Source organism: Mesorhizobium sp. M0478, from assembly GCF_040321305.1.
GTDB lineage: Bacteria > Pseudomonadota > Alphaproteobacteria > Rhizobiales > Rhizobiaceae > Mesorhizobium.
In genome coordinates this window covers 177,805-200,305 of sequence record NZ_JAMYRH010000006.1, presented here as the reverse complement: position 1 = coordinate 200,305, position 22,501 = coordinate 177,805, and the positions used below count along the sequence as shown (strand labels likewise).

The 22,501-nt window shown below is 62.5% G+C and carries 20 protein-coding genes; 11 read left to right on the top strand and 9 right to left on the bottom strand.

Annotated elements, in window-relative coordinates:
* Positions 1–7: 7 nt before the first annotated feature.
* The gene (locus tag NKI64_RS16855) at positions 8–646 is read left to right on the top strand and encodes a hypothetical protein (RefSeq protein WP_352668854.1); all 639 of its coding nucleotides are present in this window, start codon (positions 8–10) and stop codon (positions 644–646) included.
* 15 nt (positions 647–661) lie between these two features.
* On the opposite strand, the gene NKI64_RS16850 is transcribed toward NKI64_RS16855, so the two are convergent.
* Positions 662–1,303: a DUF1638 domain-containing protein gene (locus NKI64_RS16850; protein WP_023733763.1), complete on the bottom strand. Its 642-nt coding sequence runs from the start codon at positions 1,301–1,303 to the stop codon at positions 662–664.
* 65 nt (positions 1,304–1,368) lie between these two features.
* On the opposite strand from NKI64_RS16850, the gene NKI64_RS16845 reads away from it, so the two are divergent.
* The gene (locus NKI64_RS16845) at positions 1,369–1,509 is read left to right on the top strand and encodes an entericidin A/B family lipoprotein (protein ID WP_023688117.1); all 141 of its coding nucleotides are present in this window, start codon (positions 1,369–1,371) and stop codon (positions 1,507–1,509) included.
* An 88-nt stretch (positions 1,510–1,597) separates the two neighbouring features.
* On the opposite strand, the gene NKI64_RS16840 is transcribed toward NKI64_RS16845, so the two are convergent.
* A complete protein-coding gene (locus NKI64_RS16840; RefSeq protein WP_023688118.1) occupies positions 1,598–2,296 on the bottom strand; it encodes a cobalamin B12-binding domain-containing protein in 699 nt (232 codons plus the stop codon).
* A gap of 259 nt (positions 2,297–2,555) precedes the next feature.
* Between NKI64_RS16840 and NKI64_RS16835 the strand changes: the two genes are divergently transcribed.
* The 7 genes from NKI64_RS16835 (at position 2,556) to NKI64_RS16805 (ending at position 10,420) form a co-directional block, all read left to right on the top strand.
* The gene (locus NKI64_RS16835) at positions 2,556–4,130 is read left to right on the top strand and encodes a trimethylamine methyltransferase family protein (RefSeq protein ID WP_023670403.1); all 1,575 of its coding nucleotides are present in this window, start codon (positions 2,556–2,558) and stop codon (positions 4,128–4,130) included.
* An 89-nt stretch (positions 4,131–4,219) separates the two neighbouring features.
* Complete coding sequence (locus NKI64_RS16830; RefSeq protein ID WP_023691016.1) at positions 4,220–4,906, top strand: hypothetical protein; 687 nt, start codon at positions 4,220–4,222, stop codon at positions 4,904–4,906.
* A gap of 104 nt (positions 4,907–5,010) precedes the next feature.
* A complete protein-coding gene (locus tag NKI64_RS16825) occupies positions 5,011–5,748 on the top strand; it encodes a dienelactone hydrolase family protein (RefSeq protein WP_023753432.1) in 738 nt (245 codons plus the stop codon).
* A gap of 95 nt (positions 5,749–5,843) precedes the next feature.
* On the top strand, positions 5,844–7,022 hold the full coding sequence (locus NKI64_RS16820) for a BaiN/RdsA family NAD(P)/FAD-dependent oxidoreductase (protein WP_023753431.1): 1,179 nt from the start codon (positions 5,844–5,846) through the stop codon (positions 7,020–7,022).
* Between the two features lie 215 nt (positions 7,023–7,237).
* Entirely contained in the window at positions 7,238–7,798 is a 561-nt protein-coding gene (locus NKI64_RS16815) for an RNA polymerase sigma factor (protein WP_023688122.1), read from the top strand.
* A 2-nt stretch (positions 7,799–7,800) separates the two neighbouring features.
* Positions 7,801–9,912 carry a vWA domain-containing protein gene (locus NKI64_RS16810; protein ID WP_352668850.1) on the top strand — a complete coding sequence of 704 codons (2,112 nt, stop codon included), beginning with the start codon at positions 7,801–7,803 and terminating at the stop codon, positions 9,910–9,912.
* A gap of 241 nt (positions 9,913–10,153) precedes the next feature.
* Positions 10,154–10,420: a hypothetical protein gene (locus tag NKI64_RS16805; protein WP_023753429.1), complete on the top strand. Its 267-nt coding sequence runs from the start codon at positions 10,154–10,156 to the stop codon at positions 10,418–10,420.
* 8 nt (positions 10,421–10,428) lie between these two features.
* Here NKI64_RS16805 and bmt read toward each other — a convergent pair whose 3' ends face one another.
* Together bmt and NKI64_RS16795 are read right to left on the bottom strand one after the other, a co-directional pair.
* Positions 10,429–11,451, bottom strand: coding sequence for a betaine--homocysteine S-methyltransferase (gene bmt, locus NKI64_RS16800; RefSeq protein ID WP_352668848.1), 1,023 nt, complete (start codon positions 11,449–11,451; stop codon positions 10,429–10,431).
* A gap of 114 nt (positions 11,452–11,565) precedes the next feature.
* Positions 11,566–12,423 (bottom strand): helix-turn-helix domain-containing protein, encoded by an 858-nt coding sequence (locus NKI64_RS16795; protein WP_023681768.1) that lies wholly within the window; start codon positions 12,421–12,423, stop codon positions 11,566–11,568.
* A gap of 223 nt (positions 12,424–12,646) precedes the next feature.
* Between NKI64_RS16795 and NKI64_RS16790 the strand changes: the two genes are divergently transcribed.
* Positions 12,647–13,657 (top strand): fatty acid desaturase, encoded by a 1,011-nt coding sequence (locus NKI64_RS16790; protein WP_352651998.1) that lies wholly within the window; start codon positions 12,647–12,649, stop codon positions 13,655–13,657.
* A gap of 91 nt (positions 13,658–13,748) precedes the next feature.
* A complete protein-coding gene (locus NKI64_RS16785) occupies positions 13,749–14,576 on the top strand; it encodes a phosphate/phosphite/phosphonate ABC transporter substrate-binding protein (protein ID WP_352668845.1) in 828 nt (275 codons plus the stop codon).
* Here the strand turns inward: NKI64_RS16785 and NKI64_RS16780 are convergent.
* From NKI64_RS16780 to NKI64_RS16760, 5 genes are all read right to left on the bottom strand, one after another.
* Positions 14,541–15,848, bottom strand: coding sequence for a M24 family metallopeptidase (locus NKI64_RS16780; RefSeq protein ID WP_352668966.1), 1,308 nt, complete (start codon positions 15,846–15,848; stop codon positions 14,541–14,543). The two genes, NKI64_RS16785 and NKI64_RS16780, sit on opposite strands and share 36 nt — an antisense overlap.
* 55 nt (positions 15,849–15,903) lie before the next feature.
* Positions 15,904–17,433: an ArnT family glycosyltransferase gene (locus NKI64_RS16775; RefSeq protein WP_352543086.1), complete on the bottom strand. Its 1,530-nt coding sequence runs from the start codon at positions 17,431–17,433 to the stop codon at positions 15,904–15,906.
* Between the two features lie 84 nt (positions 17,434–17,517).
* On the bottom strand, positions 17,518–20,088 hold the full coding sequence (locus tag NKI64_RS16770; protein ID WP_352668843.1) for a GcvT family protein: 2,571 nt from the start codon (positions 20,086–20,088) through the stop codon (positions 17,518–17,520).
* Positions 20,089–20,106: 18 nt separating this feature from the next.
* Positions 20,107–20,631 (bottom strand): endonuclease domain-containing protein, encoded by a 525-nt coding sequence (locus NKI64_RS16765; protein WP_502901382.1) that lies wholly within the window; start codon positions 20,629–20,631, stop codon positions 20,107–20,109.
* Between the two features lie 93 nt (positions 20,632–20,724).
* On the bottom strand, positions 20,725–22,302 hold the full coding sequence (locus NKI64_RS16760) for a trimethylamine methyltransferase family protein (RefSeq protein WP_352668841.1): 1,578 nt from the start codon (positions 22,300–22,302) through the stop codon (positions 20,725–20,727).
* Positions 22,303–22,501: the final 199 nt, after the last annotated feature.

Here is a 22,501-nt window from a genome sequence, read left to right as displayed (position 1 = left end):
GGTATCCATGTTGGCGCGGCTGGAGCAGCCGATTCTATCTTCCAGTGCACACTTACCCATTCGCGGCGGCCTGTCATCCGTGCTTAAACAGCGGTATGTTCCGCGGGAGGTGCGCGTGGGGGTTACAATCCATTTTGAGGGACAACTGCGCGGAGAGGAACAATATGTTGCGCTGTTGCAGGAAGTTGAAGCGCTTGCCATCGCTCGAGAAAGGCGATTTCGGCCGATAGACGAGGCCGAAATGGTTCTCAACCGGGTCATCGACGAACGCAGCGTTGACTATATCGGCCCGGTCTTGGGGATAGAATGCCAGCCGCATCCCAAGTCGGATCGCCTAAGGTTCGAGTTCGACAGGGACCTCTTCATGCAGCAATATTGCAAGACCCAGTTTGCGGGGTCGGAGGCGCATATCGAGATCATCGAGTTGCTTCGCAAAGTTGCTCCTTTTTTCGACAAGTTCGACGTCTTCGATGAAGGCGAGTACTGGGAACTGGGCGACCGCACAATTCTGCAGGTCAATCTCGACACAGTCGACGCTCTGCTTGCAGAGGCTTTGCGCAAGGATCCAACTGCAAGAGGGCCGATCCGGTTAGACAACGGCCGCGTTGTCGATTTCGTGTCGGATCCGCAACCGGAGAGCAAATAATCCGAAGTCGGGCGCCTAACGCAATTCTTCTGGATGTGCCGCCACCCGCGCCAATTCAGCCGTCAGGTCGCCATAGCCGGTCGAGCGGCGCTCATAGGCGAGGCCAAGCATCTTCGCGGCCTTCTCGGCGACCTTGTCGAGTTCCGGATCGTCGGTCTGGGCGATGTAGATCAGCTTCTGGTAGTTGCCGAAATAGTCCTTGATCAGCTCCGGGTGCTTGTCGAGGCCGAGCGGCTTCATGAAGAAGGCGTCGAACTGGCGGCACAGGAAATCGGTCATGTAGAACGACATCATGTCGTCGTCGGCGACCTTCGCATAGGCGTCCATGCCCTGGTAGAAGGCAAAGCAGTGCGGCCCGGCCATGCGCTCGACGCCGTGCTTCTCCAGGACCCGGTCGAGCATGCCGCCGGTACCGCAATCGGCATAGCCAACGAAGATGTTGCTATAGCCTTCCGCCTTGGCCTTTTCGATCGCCTTGTCCATCGCCGGTGCGATGCGGTCGGGGTAGAAATGGAACTCCGCCGGCAGGCAGGTCAGGTCGAGATGGTCGAGCTTGAGCTGCTCCTTGACGGCCAAAACTTCGCGCGCAATCATTCCGCAGGCGATGACTAGCAGCCTGTCGTCCTGATTCGGTTTCGTTTTTTGCATTCTGGCCATGGAACCCGGTCGAAGCGGCCTTCGTTGCTGTGGGGCGAATCTATCGAGAGAGGGATAAACCGTCCATGAAACTGTTACGCGTTGCGCCGATTGCAATCCTTGCCTGCATCCTGGCGCTTACGGCCTGTGCCAACACCGTCCGTGGTGTCGGCCGGGATATCAAATCGACTGCGAAAGCCGTCGACGACACCGTCACCAAACCCTGACGCAGCAATCCGTTCCAATAGCTGGAACAAAAAAGCCGCGCTGCAAGGCGCGGCTTTCGATTGTGGCCCAGACGCCTTGCGTAACAGATCAGGCTGAAGCGCGCACGTTATGCTTGCGCTTCATGAAGTCCTTGGCGGTCTCGACCGCCACAGCCGCGTCGCGGCAATAGGCATCGGCGCCGACGGCCTTGCCGAATTCCTCGTTTAGCGGCGCGCCGCCGACCAGGACGACATAGTCGTCGCGGATGCCCTTTTCCTTCATCGTGTCGATGACGACCTTCATGTAAGGCATGGTCGTGGTCAAAAGCGCCGACATGCCGATAATGTCGGGCTGGTGCTGCTCGATGGCGTCGAGGTATTTTTCCACCGCATTGTTGATGCCGAGATCGATGACGTCGAAGCCGGCACCTTCCATCATCATGCCGACGAGGTTCTTGCCGATGTCGTGGATGTCGCCCTTGACGGTGCCGATCACCATCTTGCCCTGCTTCGGCGCGCCGGTGGCGGCCAGCAGCGGGCGCAGGATGAACATGCCGGCTTTCATCGCGTTGGCCGACAGCAGCACCTCGGGAACGAACAGGATGCCGTCGCGAAAGTCCTCGCCGACGATGCGCATGCCTTCGACCAGAGCTTCGGTCAGCACCTTGTAGGGCACCCAGCCGCGCTCGAGCAGGATGTTGGTGCCTTCCTCGATCTCTTCCTTCAGTCCGTCATAGAGATCGTCGTGCATCTGCTGCACCAACTCGTCGTCGGAAAGCTCGGAGAGGATGATCTCGTCGTCGGCCATTTTTCTCGGGCTCCTTGCCGCGCGGATGCGATCACGGCGGCTTAAAATAATCGCGTCAATACCTAACCCGGCGGGGGCAGGTATCCATAGCTGATTTGCGACTTCCCGCAAAAGGAAAGCGACCGCAAATCTATTGGAATTCTTGTCGATTTTGCGACAGGCGTTGGCGCTGGCGGGCCGTTTCGAATAGGGTGCATGGCTACGATCCGGGCGAGAAGCCGCCTACGCGGCCGCAAACGGTTTTTAGGGAAAAACGATCATGAGTGAAAACGCGTCAGTCGACCAGGAAGCGTCCAATGCGCGACGTGGACGTGCTGCCAGCGGCGGCGCGGCTGCAAGGCGGGCGGCGCGCTCGGGCGGCGGACCGGGCACCCAGCTCACCTATATCAAGCGCAAGATCAACATCTATGAGGTCCTCAACGAGGAAGGCCTGGCGATTATCGAAAACAACACCGATACGGTACTGGAAGAGATCGGCATCATCTTTCGCGACGACGCCGAGGCGCTGCAGCTTTGGAAAGAGGCGGGCGCCGACGTCAAGGGCGAGCGCGTGCATTTTCCCAAGGGCCTCTGCCGCTCGCTGCTGAAGACCGCGCCGCCCATCTACACCCAGCATGCGCGCAACGCCGAACGTTCGGTGCAGATCGGCGGCAACGCCACGGTCTTCGCGCCGGTCTATGGTCCGCCCTTCGTGCGCGATCTCGACGGTGTCAGGCGCTACGCGACGATCGAGGATTTCCGGAATTTCGTGAAGCTCGCCTATATGGCGCCGTCGATTCACCATTCGGGCGGCACGGTTTGCGAGCCGGTCGACGTGCCGGTCAACAAACGCCATCTCGACATGATCTACAGCCACATCAAATATTCGGACAAACCGTTCATGGGTTCGGTGACGGCGCCAGAGCGGGCCGAAGACACCGTCGCCATGGCCAAGATCGTGTTCGGCGACGATTTCGTCGAAAACAACACCGTGCTGACCAGCCTGATCAACGCCAATTCGCCGATGGTGTTCGACGAAACCATGCTGGGCGCGCTGAAGGTTTATTCGCGTCACAACCAGGCTTGCATCGTCACGCCGTTCATCCTTGCCGGCGCGATGAGCCCGGTCACGGTGGCCGGCACGCTGACGCAGGTTCTGGCAGAGGTGCTGGCCGGCGCCTCTTTCACGCAGTTGATCCGTCCCGGCGCGCCGGTGCTGTTCGGCACCTTCGCCTCGTCGATCTCCATGCAGTCTGGTGCGCCGACCTTCGGCACACCGGAGCCGTCGCTGGTTTCCTACGGCGCCGCACAGCTTGCCCGCCGGCTCGGTCTGCCGTTCCGCACCGGCGGCTCGCTCTGCGCCTCCAAGGTTCCGGATGCGCAGGCCGCCTACGAGAGCGCCAACACGCTCAACTCGACCATTCTTGCCGGCACCAATTTCGTCCTGCATTCGGCCGGCTGGCTCGAAGGCGGACTGGCGTCCTGCTACGAAAAATTCATGATGGACATCGATCAGCTCGGCATGACGCAAAAGTTTTCCGAAGGCGTCGACCTCTCGGAAAACGGCCAGGCGATGGACGCCATCCGCCAGGTCGGCCCGGGCAGCCACTATCTCGGCTGCGACCACACCCAGGCCAATTTCCAGACCGCCTTCTACCGCTCCAGCATCGCCGACAACAATTCCTACGAGCAGTGGCTGGCCGAGGGCGAGAAGACAGCGCCGCAGCGCGCCAACGAACTCGCCCGCCGCTGGCTGGAGACCTATGAGGCGCCGTATCTCGATCCGGGCATCGACGACGGGCTGAAGGACTACATCGCGACGAAGAAGGCGTCGATGGCTGACGCCTTCACCTGAAAGGAGCCCGAGTCAGGCGGGGCTAAAGTCGCCAACATCATCCACAAGGAAGTCTGGCGGAGCGCTTTCTCCGACCCGGACAAGAAGGGATGATTGCGCGGCGCCGGGCTGACGAGATAGCGGCCGCGCTTTCCGCCGACGGCCTCATCCTGCGCGGCGGCTTCAATTTCGCAACAAGCGAAACGCCGCCGCATGGCCCTTCAGTTGCCCCCGCCAAATCCGTGCTGTTGGTGGGGCAGGCGGGAGCGGCACCCTGGCCGCATTTCCTGCGCTGGCGCGACCGGCAACCGCAAACCATTGCTAATCCGCTCGACACATGGTCGCGCGCAGTGATCGGTGCGGTGGCGGAGAAATTCGGCGCGCGCGCCGTTTCGCCTTCGGACAGACCTTATCTGCCGTTCCAGCAATGGGCGATGCGAGCGGAGGGGCTGAGACCGTCGCCGCTGGGCATCCTGATGCATCCGCAGTACGGGCTCTGGCATGCCTATCGCGGCGCGTTGCTGTTCGAGGATGAGATCGCGCTTCCTGAACGTCGCGAAGCGATTCACCTTTGCGACGCCTGTGTTGCAAAACCTTGCCTGAAATCCTGTCCGGTTGACGCCTATTCCGCGGATGGTTTCGCTCATCAGGCTTGCCTGGCGCATGTGCGGGGATCGAAGGGCGAACCATGCCGCGGCGGCGGCTGCCTCGACCGCAACGCCTGTCCGTATGGCACGGCCCATCGCTATCCGCCTGAGGTTCAGGCCTTTCACATGACGGCGTTTGCCGGCCTGTAGCCGGGTCGAAAGCCCGCACAAAGTGTTGAACGGGATTGTCAGGGAACGGCTTGCCCTGACGGTGCCTGCTTATATGTATCGCACGACATTTAACGGAGCGGGCCATGGCGAAGCAGGACATTGAGATCAAGACCGGGGACGGCGTGGCGAAAGCCGGGCTGTTCCGCTCGGCGACCGCTTCCTCGTCCAGGGCCGGCATCATTCTCTATATGGACGCTTTCGGTCCGCGACCGGCGCTCGACGCAATGGCGGAACGGCTGGCAGGCGAGGGCTATGCCGTGCTGGTGCCGGATCTTTTCTATCGCAAAGCACCCTACGGGCCGTTCGAGCCCAAGACCGCTTTCGTCGTCGAGGAGACCAAGGTCGCGCTGACGGCGTTGGTCCACGGCACGACACAGGACATGACCATCCGCGACAGCAGGGCGTTCCTCGACACGCTTACCGCTGAAGGTGTCACCGGACCGGTCGGTGTCGTCGGTTACTGCATGGGCGGGGCGCGGGCTTTGAATGCGGCTGCAACCTATCCCGATCGCATCGTGGCGGCGGCGAGCTTCCATGGCGGCAATCTGGCCAGCGATGCCGCCGACAGCCCGCACCGCAAGGCCGCAATGATCAAGGCGCGCGTCTATGTCGGGACATCGGGCGTCGACCGCAGCTTTCCGCCGGAGCAGTCGGCGCGGCTGGTCGAGGCGCTGCGCGTGGCGGAGGTCGACCACGCCATCGAAAACTATGCCGGCATGGCGCATGGCTGGTGCGTGTCGGACCACTGCGTCTTCAACGCGGCCGGCGCCGAACGTCATTGGAAGCGACTGACGACGCTGTTCGCCGAGACGCTGATCTAACGAGGCGTTGCCTGAAGTCGCAACGAACGGGTAGAGACTGCACGATTGGCGCGGCCTGTTAAAACAGCGCCAGTCGAGCGGGAACGAACAGCCTGATGCAATCCTATGATGTCGTGGTGATCGGCGCCGGTGCGGCCGGAATGATGTGCGCCATCGAGGCGGGCAAGCGCGGCCGCTCGGTCCTGGTGCTCGATCACGCGGCAAAGCCCGGCGAGAAGATCCGCATCTCCGGCGGTGGCCGCTGCAATTTCACCAACATCCACACCAGCCCGAAGAATTTCATCTCCGGCAATCCGCATTTCTGCATTTCGGCGCTCAGCCGCTACACGCAAGGCGACTTCATCGCGCTCGTCGAACGCCATGGCATTGCCTATCACGAGAAGACGCTGGGACAGCTGTTTTGCGACGGCTCGGCGCGCCAGGTCATCGACATGCTGGTTTCCGACATGCAGGATTGGGGTGTGGAACTGGCGTTGTCGACCGAGGTGAGGAACGTCAGCAAGACCGCGGACGGGTTTGTGCTGACGCTCTCCGCTGGCAGCGTCGCTTGCAGCTCGTTAGTCGTGGCTTGCGGGGGCAAGTCGATCCCCAAAATGGGCGCGTCCGGTTTCGGCTACGAGCTTGCGGCGCAATTCGGCCTTCCGGTGGTGGAAACACGGCCGGCGCTGGTGCCGCTTACCTTCGACGCAAGAACGCTGGAGCGGCTGGCGCCTTTGGCCGGCAATGCCGTCGATGCCGAAGTCGCCTGCGGCAAGACGCGGTTTTCAGAAGCGATGCTGTTTACGCATCGCGGCTTGAGCGGGCCTTCCATCCTGCAAATATCGTCCTATTGGCGCGAGGGCGACGAGATCCGCATCGCCATGCTGCCGGGGAGGGATGTGGCGGAACTGCTTCGCGCCGCCCGGCGCGTCAACGGCAGGCAAGCGGTGCAGACGGTGCTTGCAAACCATTTGCCGAAGCGCCTTGCGCAAGCAGTCGCCGAGCGCAGTGGGATCGATGGCAATCTCGCTGATTTGACAGACCTGCAAATGAAAACCGTCGAAGCCGCCGTCAACGACTGGCGCATCAAGCCGGCCGGCTCCGAGGGTTACCGCACGGCGGAAGTGACGCTTGGCGGTGTCGATACCAACGGGCTCGATCAGAAGACGATGCAGGCGAAATCCGTGCCGGGGCTGTTTTTCATCGGCGAAGTCGTCGATGTCACGGGCTGGCTGGGCGGCTATAATTTTCAGTGGGCTTGGTCGTCCGGCTGGGCCTCGGGCCAGGTGTGCTGATATTCAGGTGAGGCCGGCCTGCAAACGACGGCTTTCAGTGCTTCCGGTGCTCGCGTACCAAAAGTACGCTCCACTCCGGTTCTCGAAATCCATCGTTTTCGGCTCGGCCTCACCTGAATCTCAGCGCACCTGTTGCGCGTGCATCCGTCGCCTCGGAAAAAAATCTTTCCATAACCCCAAGGATTGGCCATTAGCCTTCGTCCAACAGGCAAATGATGGCGATGATGCTGGATGAAAGCGAAGCCTCCGACGCCGAATTGATCGGGCGGGCGAAGGGCGGAGACAGGGGTGCCTTCGGCAAATTGCTGGAGCGGCACTACGACTTCGTCTATCGCGCCGCCTATCGCTGGTGCGGAAAGAAGGCCGATGCCGAAGACATCGCCCAGGAGGTCTGTGTCCGTCTCGGCAAGGCGATCCGCGACTACCGCGGCGGCGGCGCGTTTACGACATGGCTCTATTCCGTGACGCTGAACGCGGCGCGCGACATGATGCGCAAGACGACGCGCGAAAACGTCAAGACCGAGGCTTTCGGCGCCTACAGCATGATATCGGGAGAGGCATCCGCCGAGCCCGAAGATCCGACTGAGGCGCTCTGGGCAGCGGTGCGGCAACTGCCGGACAAGCAGCGCGATGCAGTACTTCTGGTCTATGGCGAAGGGTTGAGCCATGCGGCCGCCGCCGAGGCGATGGCAATCTCGGAGACGACGGTTTCCTGGCACATCCATGAAGCGAAGAAACGGCTGAAGACGTTGATTCGTTCAGCCGGGGAAGTGTGACCATGGTCGACGACAACGAACTCAACAGGCTGCGCGATGCAGCAGTACCTGCGCCGGGCGAGAGCGCGAAGACACGCGCCTTCGAAGCCGCCATGCGCGCCTATGATCAGGAAAATATTTCTGCCGTCACCCAAGGATCGGTCGGCGGGCTTCGTCTCACAGAGCGAGCACAAAAGCTCTGGAGCGAGATCATGCAAAAGAAACTCATCGCCACGCCAGCCATTGCCGGGCTCGTCGCCCTGCCGATCGCCGGATACGCCACCTTCCACATGCTGAGGGAACAGCCGTTGCCGTTCGGTAGCGACGAGAAGATCACCGAGACGCTGGCCGACAAGCCGGCAACCAATGGGCCGGCGATCAACGCGCCGGTAAAAGAAAAGCAGGCGCCTGAAGGCGACAAGAAGGCCGACGCCGATGTGCGAAGCCGCGACACCACTACGCCGCTTACGCCACCCGCGTCGCCGAAGCCCGAATCGACCGTTGCTGTCGCCCCGGCGCAGCAGGATGCGCTGGGACGCGGCGTGTTGGCCGAGCCTGCGCCAGTTGAGAGCCGCGAGTTGTCGCTTGACGGCACCGCTGCCCCGGCCGGCGTCGCGCGGGTCGACCGCATGGCCGGCGCGACCGAATCCAAGTACCTGGCGCAGCCTTCGACGATGCCGGCCGACCAGATAGCGCCGCAGGAGCCAAACCGCGACCGCGTCGAGGATTTCAAGACCAATCCTGTGCATGCAGCGCTTCAGGATCCGGTCTCGACCTTCTCGATCGACGTCGACACCGCTTCCTATTCCTTCGTCCGCGGCTCGCTGAAGCAGGGCTACCTGCCGCAGGCCGACACGGTGCGCGTCGAGGAGATGGTCAATTACTTCCCCTATGACTGGAAGGGGCCGGACTCGGCTTCGACGCCGTTCAATTCGACCGTCAGCGTCATGCCGACGCCGTGGAACGGGCACACCAAGCTGATGCACGTCGCCATCAAGGGCTTCGACATCAAGCCGGTCGAGCAGCCGAAGGCCAATCTGGTGTTCCTGATCGACGTCTCGGGTTCGATGGATGAGCCGGACAAGCTGCCGCTGCTCAAGTCGGCTTTCCGGCTGCTGGTCAGCAAGCTCAAGGCGGACGACACCATCTCGATCGTCACCTATGCCGGTGACGCCGGCACCGTGCTGATGCCGACCAAGGTCACCGAGAAGGACAAGATCCTCAACGCTATCGACAATCTGCAGCCGGGCGGCTCGACGGCCGGCGAGGCGGGTATCAAGGAAGCCTACAAGCTTGCCCAGCAGTCCTTCGTCAAGGACGGCATCAACCGTGTGATGCTGGCCACGGACGGCGACTTCAATGTCGGCCAGACCGATGACGACGATCTGAAGCGACTGATCGAGCAGGAGCGCAAGACCGGCGTCTTCCTGTCGGTGTTCGGCTTTGGACGCGGCAATCTGAACGACCAGATGATGCAGACCATCGCCCAGAACGGCAACGGCACCGCCGCCTATATCGACACGCTGGCCGAGGCCGAGAAGGTTCTGGTCGAGGATGCTTCCTCGACGCTGTTCACCATCGCCAAGGACGTCAAGGTCCAGGTCGAGTTCAATCCGGACAAGGTCTCGGAGTACCGGCTGATCGGCTATGAAACCCGCGCCTTGAACCGCGAGGACTTCAACAATGACCGCGTCGATGCCGGCGATATCGGCTCCGGTCATTCGGTGACCGCCATCTACGAGATCACGCCGAAGGGCAGTGGCGGCGAGCAGATGGATCCGCTGCGCTACGGCCAGGCCGCGGTCGACAATGGCGGCGTCGCCAACGCCGACGAATATGCCTTCGTGAAAATCCGCTACAAGCTGCCGAACGAAGACGTCTCGAAGCTGATCACCACGCCGGTGACGTCGGCCAACGAGGTCGCGTCCTTCGACCAGGCCAGCACCGACCAGCGTTTCTCCGTCGCTGTCGCCGCCTTCGGCCAGAAGCTGCGCGACGAGGATGCGACCGCGAAGTTCGGCTACGACAAGATCATGGAGATTGCCACCGCCGCCCGAGGAGCCGACCCGTTTGGGTACAGGTCCGAGTTCCTTTCGCTTGTGCGCCTTGCCTCGGCGCTCGGCGGTAACCGGTAGTGGCAATACAGCCGGTTCCTTTCAGACGGGGGTCGTTCTGATACGGGGAACCGGCTACGGGCGGGTGAGGCAGGCCGGCGGGGGAAACCCTGCCGGCCTTTTTTTCGGATCGATTGATCCGAAGCGCACAGATGATCCGCCTGATCGTTAAATTGCGCAGCTTTTCCGGAACGTCATCGCAATGCCCTGCTATTATTGCATGGGGTCGGGACTGGGCTTGGGGAGCCGGGAATTGCAGATCATGAACATTGGAAACACGACGCCGGCGGTGAGACACACGCAGGCGTCGGGAACGCTGTCGCCAGAATCCAGGCGCATCATGGATGACGTCGACGCAGCCCGGAATACCGCAAAGTCGGCGCTGACCAATGACCGCTTTCGCGTCATGCTGGAGCAGATCGGCAATCCGCAGTCGTCGGGTGACCTGGTGACGATGAATGAAAGCGCCGACAGCACCGCCCTGGATTTCAAGACGGCCCTATCGCGTTACGCTGAAAACAGCGAATAAGTTCGATATCAGGCCCGGGTGCGGCGGCGTTCGCGGCGGGCTTCGCTGGTCTCGGCGGTGTTTTCCGTCGCCACCTTGTTGCGCATCGGACCGATGCGCTCGACGATCGCCGCGACGGTCGGGCGTTCGGATTTGGTGTGCGCGTCGAGCGCCTTGCGCATGGCGGCAAGGTGCTGGAACGACGTGCCGCAGCAGCCACCGATGATCTTCGCGCCGCCATCCACCGCCAGCCGGACATAGTCGGCCATCAGCTCCGGCGTGCCGGAATAATGGATCTCGGTGCCACGAAATTCGGGAATGCCGCAATTGCCCTTGACGATCACCGTCGCTTCCGGCTTCGCCTCGGTCATGTCGAGCAGCGAGGCCAGGATGTCGGAGGCGCCGACACCGCAATTGGCGCCGACACCGAGCGGTGTCTCTGAAAGTCCGTCGACGACGCCGTGGATATCCCTGGGCAGCAGGCCCATCATGGTGCGGCCGGCAGTGTCGAACGAACCGGTATAGGTGTAGGGCAGGCCGACGCGGATGGCGGCCTCCGCCGCGGCGCGGATTTCGTCCGGCGCAGACATGGTCTCGATCCAGGCGACTTCGGCGCCGCCTTCCTTGAGACCCTCGATCTGCTCGGCAAAAGCCTCGACTGCTTCGTCATAGGTCATGGTGCCGAGCGGCACCAGCAACTCGCCGGTCGGACCGACCGAGCCGGCGACGATGACTTTCCTGTCGGCCTTGTCGGCGACCGCGCGGGCAATCTCTGCGGCGCGCTTGTTCAACGCATGCACGCGGTCCTGCGCATGATGCAGCTTCAGCCGGTGGCGGGTGCCGCCGAACGAGTTGGTGAGGATGATATCGGCGCCGGCGTCGACGAAATTCTGGTGCAGGCTGGTGATGGTGTCGGGCGCTGTCTCGTTCAGCAACTCGGGCGCTTCGCCGGCCTCCAGACCCATGGCGAACAGATTGGTGCCGGTGGCGCCATCGGCGAGCAGCACGCCCTTTTCGGCCAGCAGAGCATCGATGGGATTGTTCGCGGTCATCGGATCGACTTTCAGATATTTGAATGGAATAAGGATATAAAGAAGTCTTTATGTCCAGTCAATGTGTTTGCGACCGGCAATGCCGCGCGGCGCACCTTTCCGGGGCGTTGGGGATCAGGCAGAACCCGATGGAAATGACGCGCCGGCCAGATTGCGCGCGTAGGCGGCGGCCTCATGCGGGTTGATGTCGGCGGCCCGGATCAGATTGTCGAAATGCTGGGTCAGCGCTTGGACCGGCTGGGTGGCGTTCAGCACGACATACATGTCGCCGACATAGATGGCGGCGCGATAAGGGCCGAAGATGGTCAGCGGGATGGAATAGCGCATGCGGCCGTCATAGAGGAACAGGCGGAAGGTGGGGTAGAGATCGTCAAGCAGCGTCGCCATATGGGCAAGCTGCTGCCGGCGGTCAGCCTCGGGAAAGCGGTCCCAGACGCCCAGGCCGCGGGCAAAGATCTCAAGCGTATGGCGCGGCATGCAGACCTCCATGTCGGTCTCAGGGCGCCGGTTGTACTCGATGCGGTACTGCGTCTCGCTGGCCTGCGCCAGACGGCTGCGGTTGGTGATGTTGGCTTCGTAGTCGACCAGCTGGCGTGTGCGCAGGAGATCGGGAATGCCGGCCGGCACATAGCGGATCTTGGTGCCTGCGGCCTCGGCGAACCATTTGGCGAGCAGCGTGCGGTCGAAGCCGTCGGGCGCCTCTTCGATCTCCAGGCTTTCGCGGATTTCGCCGGTGACGCCTTCATCCTGGGAGAGGCCGAGCAGCCAGTCCAGCGAGATCTTGAATTCGGCGGCGATGTTGAGCAGCGTTTCGGCACGTGGCAGGCGCGTCGAGGCGCCGGACATCAGTTGCGACAGCGCCGACCGGTCGATGCCGACTGCTGACGCGAAAGCCGACTGGTTGAGATCGGACCGTGTCAGGAGCAGCTTCAGGCGCTCCCGGAAGATTGCCGAAAGGTCCCGTTTGTCCACTGTTCGTTCTCCGCACTCTCTTAGGAAAAATTTGCGCCCGAGCCGTCGAATCAGCATTTCCAGCGTAAATGAATCCGTAGGGTTGTTTACAATGCATAACATCTGCGGTCAAAAATGCGCAATCGCAACATTTTGTACACTTTGTCTCGTTGAGCGGAATCGCTTCTCCTGACACTATGCTGTCAGGAACAATTCCGGCGACTGAGGGACAGTGGTCGATAGCATGACAGGCAAGCGCATCAAGCGACGCGACGCAGCGGCCATCGAGTGGCCGACCGTGGTCCTCGCTTTCTTCTGTTACGGAATGTGGCTCGCTGCCGGGCTCCTGCTCTGGCCCTCTTATCCGACCCCGGCACTTCTTCTCCTCGGCTTCATCCTGGCCTTGCAGTCGTCGATCATGCACGAAGTGCTGCATGGCCATCCGACGCGCAGCGCGCTCATCAACGAAGCCTTGGTCTTCCTGCCGATCGGCCTGGTCTGGCCGTTCCGTCGCTTCAAGACGCTCCATTTGCGCCACCACGCCGACGAGCGCCTGACCGATCCGCTCGACGATCCCGAGAGCTATTACCAGGCGTTGTGGATGCATGACGATCTGCCGCCGACGATGAAATTCCTGCTCAAGATCAACAACACCATGGCCGGCCGTTTCTTTCTCGGCCCCTGGCTGTCCTGCATCGGTTTCTTCGTCGACGACGCCAGGCATGTGATTGCCGGCGATAAGGCGATCGGCAAGGCATGGCTGCTGCATGCGATCGGCCTCGCCATCGTGGTGCCGATCGTTCAGTTCGGCTTCGGCATTCCGGTATGGCTCTACATTCTGGTGCCGGTCTGGCTCGGCCAGTCGCTGATCGCGGTCCGGACTTTCGCCGAACATCAGTGGTCCGAGCACCCTGAAGGACGCACGGTGATCATCGAGCGCTCGCCGCTGTCGTTCCTGTTCCTCAACAACAATCTGCACTTCGTTCACCACAAGACGCCGACGGTTGCCTGGTACAGACTTCCAAAACTGTTTGCCGACCGCCGCGACGAGTGGCTGCGGATGAACAATGGCTACGCCTATCCGAACTATTTCGCACTGATCAAAGCCTACGCCTTCAAGGCCAAGGAGCCGATCGTGCACCCGGTGCTGCGCCGCCAGCCCGAGCCGGGCAGGGCGTTCAAGCCGCGCATCAGGGCGCGCAGCATCAGCGGGCTTGGCAGCGCGCCGGTTCCGGCCGAACCGCCGAAGGAATAATCCCCGGACTTCCCGAACCCGTGTCGGCCAATTCTGATTGGACGCCGCGTTTTTGCGATCCTTTCCCGAGCCATGATGATTGAGTGTCGGCATGAGTGATTTGGTTGCGGCATTGCCGATGTATGACTGGCCCGAAGTGCGCGGCGAGGTCGACGCGCAATGGGCAGCGTTGCGCGATGCTTTTCGGCACAAGGGCGTCGATGGGCCGCAGACAATCGTGCGCCGCAATGGCGACCTGCCGCCGGTGCCGGGCGGTATCCACGACGCCGAGGGCAGACTGATCGCGCCCGATCCGGCGACACTGCCGCCGGACGAACTCGACCATCACCAGCTTTGGCTGCATCCGGCGCTGCTGTTCGCGCAGACCTGCTGGGGGCCGATGGAACTCGGCCTGAGCAAGCATGTGCAGGTGGTCGGCCAGCCGAGCTACTACGCTTACGAGGGCGGCGAAGGCGAACTCTATTCGAGCGCGCTGGTGATGCGGACGGGCGAGGGACCGGAGGTTCGCTCGCCCGCGGATGGCAAAGCCTCGCTGCCGCTCGATCTGATGCGCGGCAAGCGTTTTACCTACAACAGCCTCGATTCGATGTCGGGCATCATTGCACTGGCGCGCGATCTGCAGGCCGCCGGCGAAAGCCTGGATATCTTTTCCTCGCGCAGCGAAAGCGGTGGCCATCGCGGCTCGATCGTCGCGGTCGCCGAGGGCAAGGCGGATATAGCTGCCATCGACTGTGAGAGCTGGGCGCTGGCGCAGCGTTTCGAGCCTGCGGCAAACGCCGTGAAGGTCGTCGGCTGGACGGCAAGGCGCAAAGGCCTGCCCTACATCACCGCCAGGACGACGCCGGAAAAGACGCTCAAGGCTCTGCGCGAGGCGCTTGCCGGATCAGCCGAGCAGCCTCGCATCCAACGGGTAGGTTGAAAGCTGCTCGTTACCGGTCTCGGTGATCAGGATCTGTTCCTCGATCTTGACGCCCTCATGGTCGCCGAGACGGCCGATATAGCTTTCCACGCACAGCACCATTCCCGGCTCCAGCACGCCATCGGGCGTGTCCGGCGTCCAGTCGCTGGCATGTGGCAGGGTTGGATACTCGTCGGCGAGGCCGACGCCGTGATAGAGCACGCCGTAGCGCGCCGGGAAGCAATCTCCCGGCGGCACCACGGAGCGTTCGACCAGGTCGCGAAAGGACATGCCGGGCTGCATCAATTGCGTGTTGTGGGCGATCTGGTCGGCGGCAATGCGGAACAGGTCGCGCTGCTCGTTCGACGGCCTGGCGTCACCGCAAAGCCAGGTGCGCGAGAGATCGGCGCAGAAGCCGTAGGGACCGATCAGGTCGGTGTCGAAGGCGACGAGGTCGCCTGCTTCGATCACGCGCGATGAGCATTCCTGGAACCACGGATTGGTGCGCGGCCCCGAGGCCAGCAGCCGGGTTTCGATCCATTCGCCGCCGCGCGCAATGTTGCCGCGGTGGAGTTCGGCCCACAATTCGTTTTCGGAAATGCCCGACGTCAGCGCCTTCTCCATTTCACCCATCGCCGCTTCGCAAGCGACGATTGCGCGGCGCATGGCGAGGATCTCGTCCGGCGATTTGATCAGCCGCGCATTTTCCATCACCGCTTCGCCATTGCCAATCGAGATGCCGAGCCGGGCGAGTTCCTCGACGCCTTCCGGGTTGATGTGGTCGACCGCAATGCGGCTGTTGCCGCCGCCATGCTCCTTGACCAGATCGGCGATGCCGGCCGCCCAGCGGCGGACTTTGTGCTCGGTCAGCTCACCGCCATAGAGGTACATCCACGACACTGCCGGCCGCACCTCGTCAACGACGCCGGAATGGTCGGACAGATGCTCGCAGGAGAAATAGTCGAACAGCACCACGGGTCCCTCAGTGGCGACGAAGCAGTGGCGGGTCGGATTGTGCGCGACCCACAGCTGCATGTTGGTCGAATCGGTGGCGTAGCGGATGTTGACGGGGTCGTAGAGCAGCGCGCCGGCGTAGTTTCGGCGCCTCAGTTCGGCGCGGAGGCGCTCGAGCCGGTATTTGCGCATCGCGGCAAGATCGGGCGCGGCGATGCCTGCCGCTTGCCATTCGGCTTCAGCCAGCGCGCCATAGCCCAGCACATGCTGGTTCAGCGACGCCGCCTTCTGGCGCGATGTTTCGCGCAAGGCTTCGACGGAGCCGGGCTCGAACGGCATGATCTTGCGATGACGACCGAACCCTTGTTTCTCCACCCGACGCCTCCCTGCCGACTTACTGTGGCGCTACGCCCGCGGCCGCTTTCTTCAGCCGCGTGACCGTCAGCGTGCGGGTGGGCGGCTCGCTGTCGAACAGCATCGGGACGACCAACTGCTGCGGCGAGCCGTCAGCGACATAGCCGGCCTCGCTCAAGGCCCGCAGGATGCCCTCAGGAGGTTCCTTGTCATTGGCCATCACGAGCACCGCCGGCTCGATCAGCAAATGGCCGAAGTCCGGCATCTCGTCGTCGAGCACGACCAGATCGGGATCGACAAGACGCAGATTTCCCACCCAGTGCCAGCTCGATATCGCCGTGCGAACCGGACCGTTTGCCGTCAGCTGGCCATAGAGCGACTGGTAGTCGACACGCACGATGCTGCCGCGGCTGTCGCCGCCATTGAGGTGCGTGTACCAGGTCACCGGCAGCACGAGGATGGCAAGCGTTGCGCCGACAAAGACGACGACGTCCTGCACCTTCCTTCCCTTGTCGCCTCTGGCATCCATCCGCAAGGCCAGCGCGACCGGCAGCAACACAAGGATGGGAAGCATCCAGCGATCGCGAAATTGCGTCGTCCCGCTCGCCAGGACGAGCACGATGGTCATCGCCAGGGCAAAAGCGATGGTGCGCCACACCAGTTTCTCGGTCCATGGCGCCGGTTGCAGCGCGGGCGCCGGCTTTTTCCATGCGATGAGCAAAGCCGCGACGAATATGCCGGCCGGCAACACGGCGAAATACAGGATAGCCTTGCCCAGTCCGCGCATTCCGTAGAATGCGGTTTGTATGGCGCTTTCTCCTCTGCCCATGCCGAAGCCGCCGCTGTGCGACAGCAACTGGTCGGTGTAGGTCAGGTTCCAGTAGAGCGTCGGCAGGCAAAGCAGCACCGCCACGACAAGGCTGATCGAAAACCGGCGGTTGAGGATGACGCCGCGCGTTTCGCGCAGCGACAAGGTGGACAGCATCAGCGCGCCGAGAAAGATCGCGTTGTTGTATTTCGACAGGATGGCGGCGGCCATCGCCACGCCAAACAGCACATAGGTGGCCAGCGAACGCCGCTGCACCAGTTCAACGAGCGCAAGAAACAGCACCACTGAAAAACAGAAAGCGGCGATCGAGTGGGTGAGGGCGTGCTGCATCTCCCACACCATCTGCGGAAACAACAGCAGGCCGAACAATGCGGCGGCGCCAGCGCGGCTGGAATAGCCCAGGCGGCGGACAGCGATGAAAACCGACGCCAGCGCCGCTCCGATCAGCAGGTACTTCACGATCTTGAGCGCCAGGATGTTCGTTCCGACCACGGCGGCGACGAGGCGGGCAAGCCAGGTGTAGAGCGGCGGCTGCGAGCCGCCATAGCCAGCCCAGAGGTAGTGCATGTACATCAGCTGTTCGGAATCGTCGACGCCGACACCGGTTCCTACGACATGGGACAGCAGCGCCATCACCACGATCTGGACGACGCAATAGACCGCGACGCAGACCAGTGCGGCGTTGAAGGGACCGACCTTGCCTTCGCCGAGCCAGTCCGTCCATTTCTCTAGATACTGCAAGGGGATCGTCTTCTCATCGAGGGAAAATGCCTGCGGCCAACTGCCGAAGGCCCCTTACACGATCTCACGCTCCCTGTCGCCTTTTCAGGTCCGCATCTTCTCGCCGCTGGGGTCGAAGGGCGCCTCGACATTGATGCGCGCCGGACGCCGGTGGCCGAGGATCTCGATCTCGAACAGTCCGGCACTTTCGTCCTCGGCGAGTGCCGCCGGCACATAGCCCTGCGCCATCGACTTCTGCACATAGTGCGCGTAACCGCCCGAGGTGACCCAGCCGACCACGCGCCAGTCGCCGTCGACGATGCCGCGCACGGCGGAAGCGCCTTCGGCAGCCTTCGAGCCACGCACTTCCTTGCCCGCCATGTCGAAGCGTGGCGCGCCATAGCCATGTGGCTTTTCCACCGTGCCATAGTCCTTGCCGACCTTGGCCCAGATCGGCTCGTCTCCCATGACGTCGGCGTCGGCCGCATCGACAATGAAGGAGACACGGCGCAGTTTCGGTCCTTCCGCCTGTTCCTTGGCGGCGGCTTCGCGGCCGACGAAGTCGTTCTTCTCCAGCTTGATGAAGCGGTCCATCGCGCCTTCGAACGGGCCGTAGATCGGGCGCAGTTCGCGGTACCAGGTCGGGAAGTTCTTCTCCAGGCGCATGGAGAGCAAAGCGCGCATGCCGAAATCGACGAGGCCGAACTCCTCGCCGGCGTCCTTGATCGCCTTGTAGACCAGGCGCTCATAGGCCGGCGCCATCCAGATTTCATAGCCGAGATCGCCGGTATAGGTGATGCGGTTGACCATGCAGGGCGCGCCGCCGACCGCCATTTCGCGGAAATCCATGAAGCGGAAAGCTTTCGTCGAGATGTCGACATCGACCAGCTTCTGCAAGAGGTCGCGCGATTTCGGCCCGGCGATCGACAGGCCGACGAGCGTCTGATCGAAGCGGTGGATGCGCACCGAACCATCCTTCGGCAGGTGTTTCTCGAACCAGCGCATGTGGTATTTCTGCGCGGCGGAAGAGCCCCAGATCATAAATCTGTCTTCGCCTGCCTTGGCGATGGTGAAGTCGCCGATCAGCTTGCCGAATTCGTTGATCATTGGCGTCAGCACGATGCGGCCGATCTTCGGCATGCGGTTGGTCATCAGCCGGTTGAGGAAATCCTCAGCCGCAGGTCCCGACACTTCGTATTTGGCGAAGTTGGCGATTTCGGTGACGCCGACGCGTTCGCGTGTGGCGCGCACTTCCTCGCCGATAGGACCGAAATCGTTGGAGCGGTGGAAGGAGACGACGTCCTTCGGCTCCTTGCCCTTCGGCGCGAACCACAGCGGGGTCTCCAGGCCCCAGCTATCGCCCATGACGGCGTTGTTGGCGAGCATCGTGTCGTAGAGCGGGGTGGTTTGTGCAGGGCGCGCAGCCGGCAGCTCTTCATTGGGGAAGCGGATGGAGAAGCGGCGCGAATAGTTTTCGCGCACCTTTGCGTTGGTGTAGCGCAGGCCGGCCCACTCGCCGAAGCGGGCGACATCCATGCCCCAGACGTCGAAGCCGGGATCGCCATGCACCATCCAGTTGGACAGCGCGAGGCCGACGCCGCCGCCCTGGCTGAAGCCGGCCATGACGGCGCAGGCGCACCAGAAATTGGTCAGGCCCTGCACCGGCCCGACCAGCGGATTTCCGTCAAGCGCGAAGGTGAAGGGGCCGTTGATGATCTGCTTGATGCCGGCTTTCTCGATGCCGGGGAAATGCTTGAAGCCGATCTCCAGCGACGGCGCGATGCGGTCGAGGTCCGGCGGCAGCAGTTCATGGCCGAAATCCCACGGCGTATTGACCGGCGACCAGGGTTTGCAGGCTTTTTCATAGGTGCCGAGCAGGATGCCGTTGCGCTCTTGGCGGGTGTAGATCTCGCCCTTGAAGTCGAGCACGCCGATCATCTCGCGGCCGGTCGATTTGTTGAACTCTTCGACCTCGGGCATCGGCTCGGTGAGCAGGTACATGTGCTCCATGGCCAGCACCGGCAGTTCGACGCCGACCATGCGGCCGATCTCGCGCGCCCACAGGCCGCCGCAGTTGACGACATGCTCGGCGTGGACGGTGCCCTGTTCGGTGACGACGTTCCAGGTGCCGTCAACTTCCTGCGTCAGTTCGACGACGCGGTTGCGCAGCACGATCTCGGCGCCCAGCTTCTTGGCCGCTTTGGAGTAGGCGATCGTCGTGCCGGAGGGATCGAGATGGCCTTCGACCGGATCCCACATGGCGCCGACGAAATTGGTCTCGTCCATCAGCGGGAACATCGCCTTGGCTTCGGAGGGCGTGATCAGTTCGGTGTCCATGCCGAGATAGCGGCCCTTGGCGTGGGCCAGGCGCAGAAAATCCATGCGCTCGGGCGTATCGGCCATCATCACGCCGCCGGTCAGATGCAGCGAGCAGGACTGGCCGGAGATTTCCTCGATCTCCTTGTAGAGCTGCACCGTATAGGCCTGCAGTTTGGCGACGTTGGGATCGCCGTTCAGCGTGTGGAAGCCGCCGGCTGCGTGCCAGGACGAGCCGGAGGTGAGCTCGGACCGCTCGATCAGCATGATGTCGGTCCAGCCGGCCTTGGCCAGATGGTAGAGCACCGAGCAGCCAACGACGCCGCCGCCAATGACAACAGCTTTAACGTGAGATTTCATGAGAGATAGGTCCGTTTTTTAAGAGATTGAATCGAGTGGGCGGGGCGTGAAAACAAAGCGGAGATCGGCCGCAGCGACGTTCTCGGCCAACCTGCCATCAAGCGCGGCAAGGATGGTGTCGCAGACGGAAGTGCGATGGTTCAGGACGTCATGGTTCCAGAGACGCAGGATCGAATGGCCTTGCGCGCGCATGAAATCGTCACGGCGACGGTCATAGGAGCTGCCGGCGTGTTGATGGCCGTCGATTTCCACGACAAGCCATTTTTCGCGGCAGGCGAAGTCTGCAAAAAAGGATCCGATGGAAAACTGGCGGGTGAAGCGATAGCCGCCAAGCTTGCGCGCCTTCAATTCAAGCCATAGCAATGCTTCCGCCTGATTGCCGCCTTGCCTCAGCGTTCGCGCGCGTTGGGTGGTGCCCATCTTGCGGCGACTGCGGGTTTCATGAGCGCCGTCCCCCACTCCGTCGCCCCTTAGCGGCCCCGCCTCTCCCCCCTCCGGAGGGAGAGGAAGGGAGTCAGCCCGCATAAATTCGCGCCCTTGCATAGGCTCGCGCCTTTCCTCTCCCCCGTCGATCGGGGGAGAGGTGTCGAGCGAAGCGAGACGGCGTGGGGGGCGACTGTTCATCAACAACATTGATCAAAAATCGGTCGGCGCGCCGCCTTCGGACGTGCGCTTTTCGACGAAGTCGTTGAGCTCTTCGCGAATCGCCGGGTCCATATAGGGTTCCTCGTAGGATGCCAGCCGCTCCTTCCAGACCTTGTTGGCCTTTTCCAGCGCGGTCGGCGATCCGGCTTCGGCCCAGGTCTCGAAATTGCGCCAGTCGGAGAGGATGGGCGAGTAGAAGGCTGTCTTGTAGCGGTCCTGCGTGTGCTGGGTGCCGAAGAAATGGCCGCCGGGGCCGACCGACTGGATGGCGTCGAAGCCGAGCGCTTCGTCGGACAGGTCGAGCGGGGTGAGGAACTCGGCCACCATCTGCAACAGGTCGATGTCCAGCATGGTCTTCTCGTAGGAACAGCGCAGGCCGCCTTCGAGCCAGCCGGCGCCGTGCATCATCAGATTGCCGCCGCCCTGGATGGCGCCCCACAGCGAGAACACACTTTCATAGGCTGCCTGCGCGTCGACGGTGTTGGCGGCGCAGGTATTGGAGGTGCGGTAGGGGATCTTGTAACGGCGGGCAAGCTGGCCGCCGACAAGCTGCGCCTTCATATATTCAGGCGTGCCGAAGGCCGGCGAGCCCGACTTCATGTCGACATTCGAGGTGAAGCCGCCATAGCCAACCGGCGCGCCCTTTCTCACCATCTGGGCAAAGGCGATGCCGGACAGCGCCTCGGCATTTTGCTGCACCAGCGCACCGGCGATGGTCACCGGCGCCATCGCGCCGGACAGGGTGAAGGGCGTGATGACGACGACCTGACCCTTGCTCGACATCTGGATGATGCCTTCCATCATCGGCACATCCAGTTTCAGCGGCGAATTGGTGTTGATGATGGTGAAGACGGACGGCTCTTCGAGCATCTGCTCATGGCTGATGCCGCGGGCGATCCTGGCGATCTCGATGCCGTCGACATTGCGCTCCTTGCCCAGTGAATAGATGTGGAACACCTTGTCCGTCAGCGTGGCGAGGTCGCGGATGCATTCGAGGTGGCGCACGGACGGATGGATGTCGGTCGGCTCGACCGGATAGCCGCCGGTGCAGTTCAGGATGTTGTGCATCTGCGCCAGGCGCAGGAAGTTGCGGTAGTCCTGCTGGTTGCCCGGACGGCGGCCGCGATCGAGGTCGGAGCAGTTCGGTGCTGACGCCATCATCGACAGGATCACATTGTTGCCGCCGAAGCGCACATTGTGCGCCGGGTTGCGGGCATGGAGCGTGAATTCCGACGGGCAGTTGGAGATGAGATCGAGGATCATGTCGCTGTCGAAGCGCACGCGCTCGCTGCCCTCGCGGACATCAGCGCCATTTTCCTTCATGATGCGGCGCGCTTCGTCATGCAGCACGTCGACGCCTATTTCCCTCAAGACGCGCAGCGAGGCGAGGTGGATCGATTCCAGCTCGTCGTCAGAGACCAGCTTGGTCGGCGTTAGCGGATTTCTCAGTTGCCGAAAAGCCGGCTGTTCGAAGGCGGCCGAGCCGCCGGCGCGCTTGCCCGCACGGCCACCGCGACGGGCACGGTCGGTTGCCAAAGGCGGTTCGGCTGGATGCAGGGCGGCGGTCATGATGGTCCTCGTACGATGCTGGTAGCGGGCGGCATAATGGACCGGCGGCTGTCCGGCGATTGCGGAGGCGGCGACCACTAGGACGAGGGAAGCGACATGCCCGAACGGCAGTCCGATAGCTGACAACCTTGCCGGGGATTGGCGGACAGGACGCGCCCACTTCGGCTCTTGGCGCAAGGGGATTTCAGGCGCGGCCCTT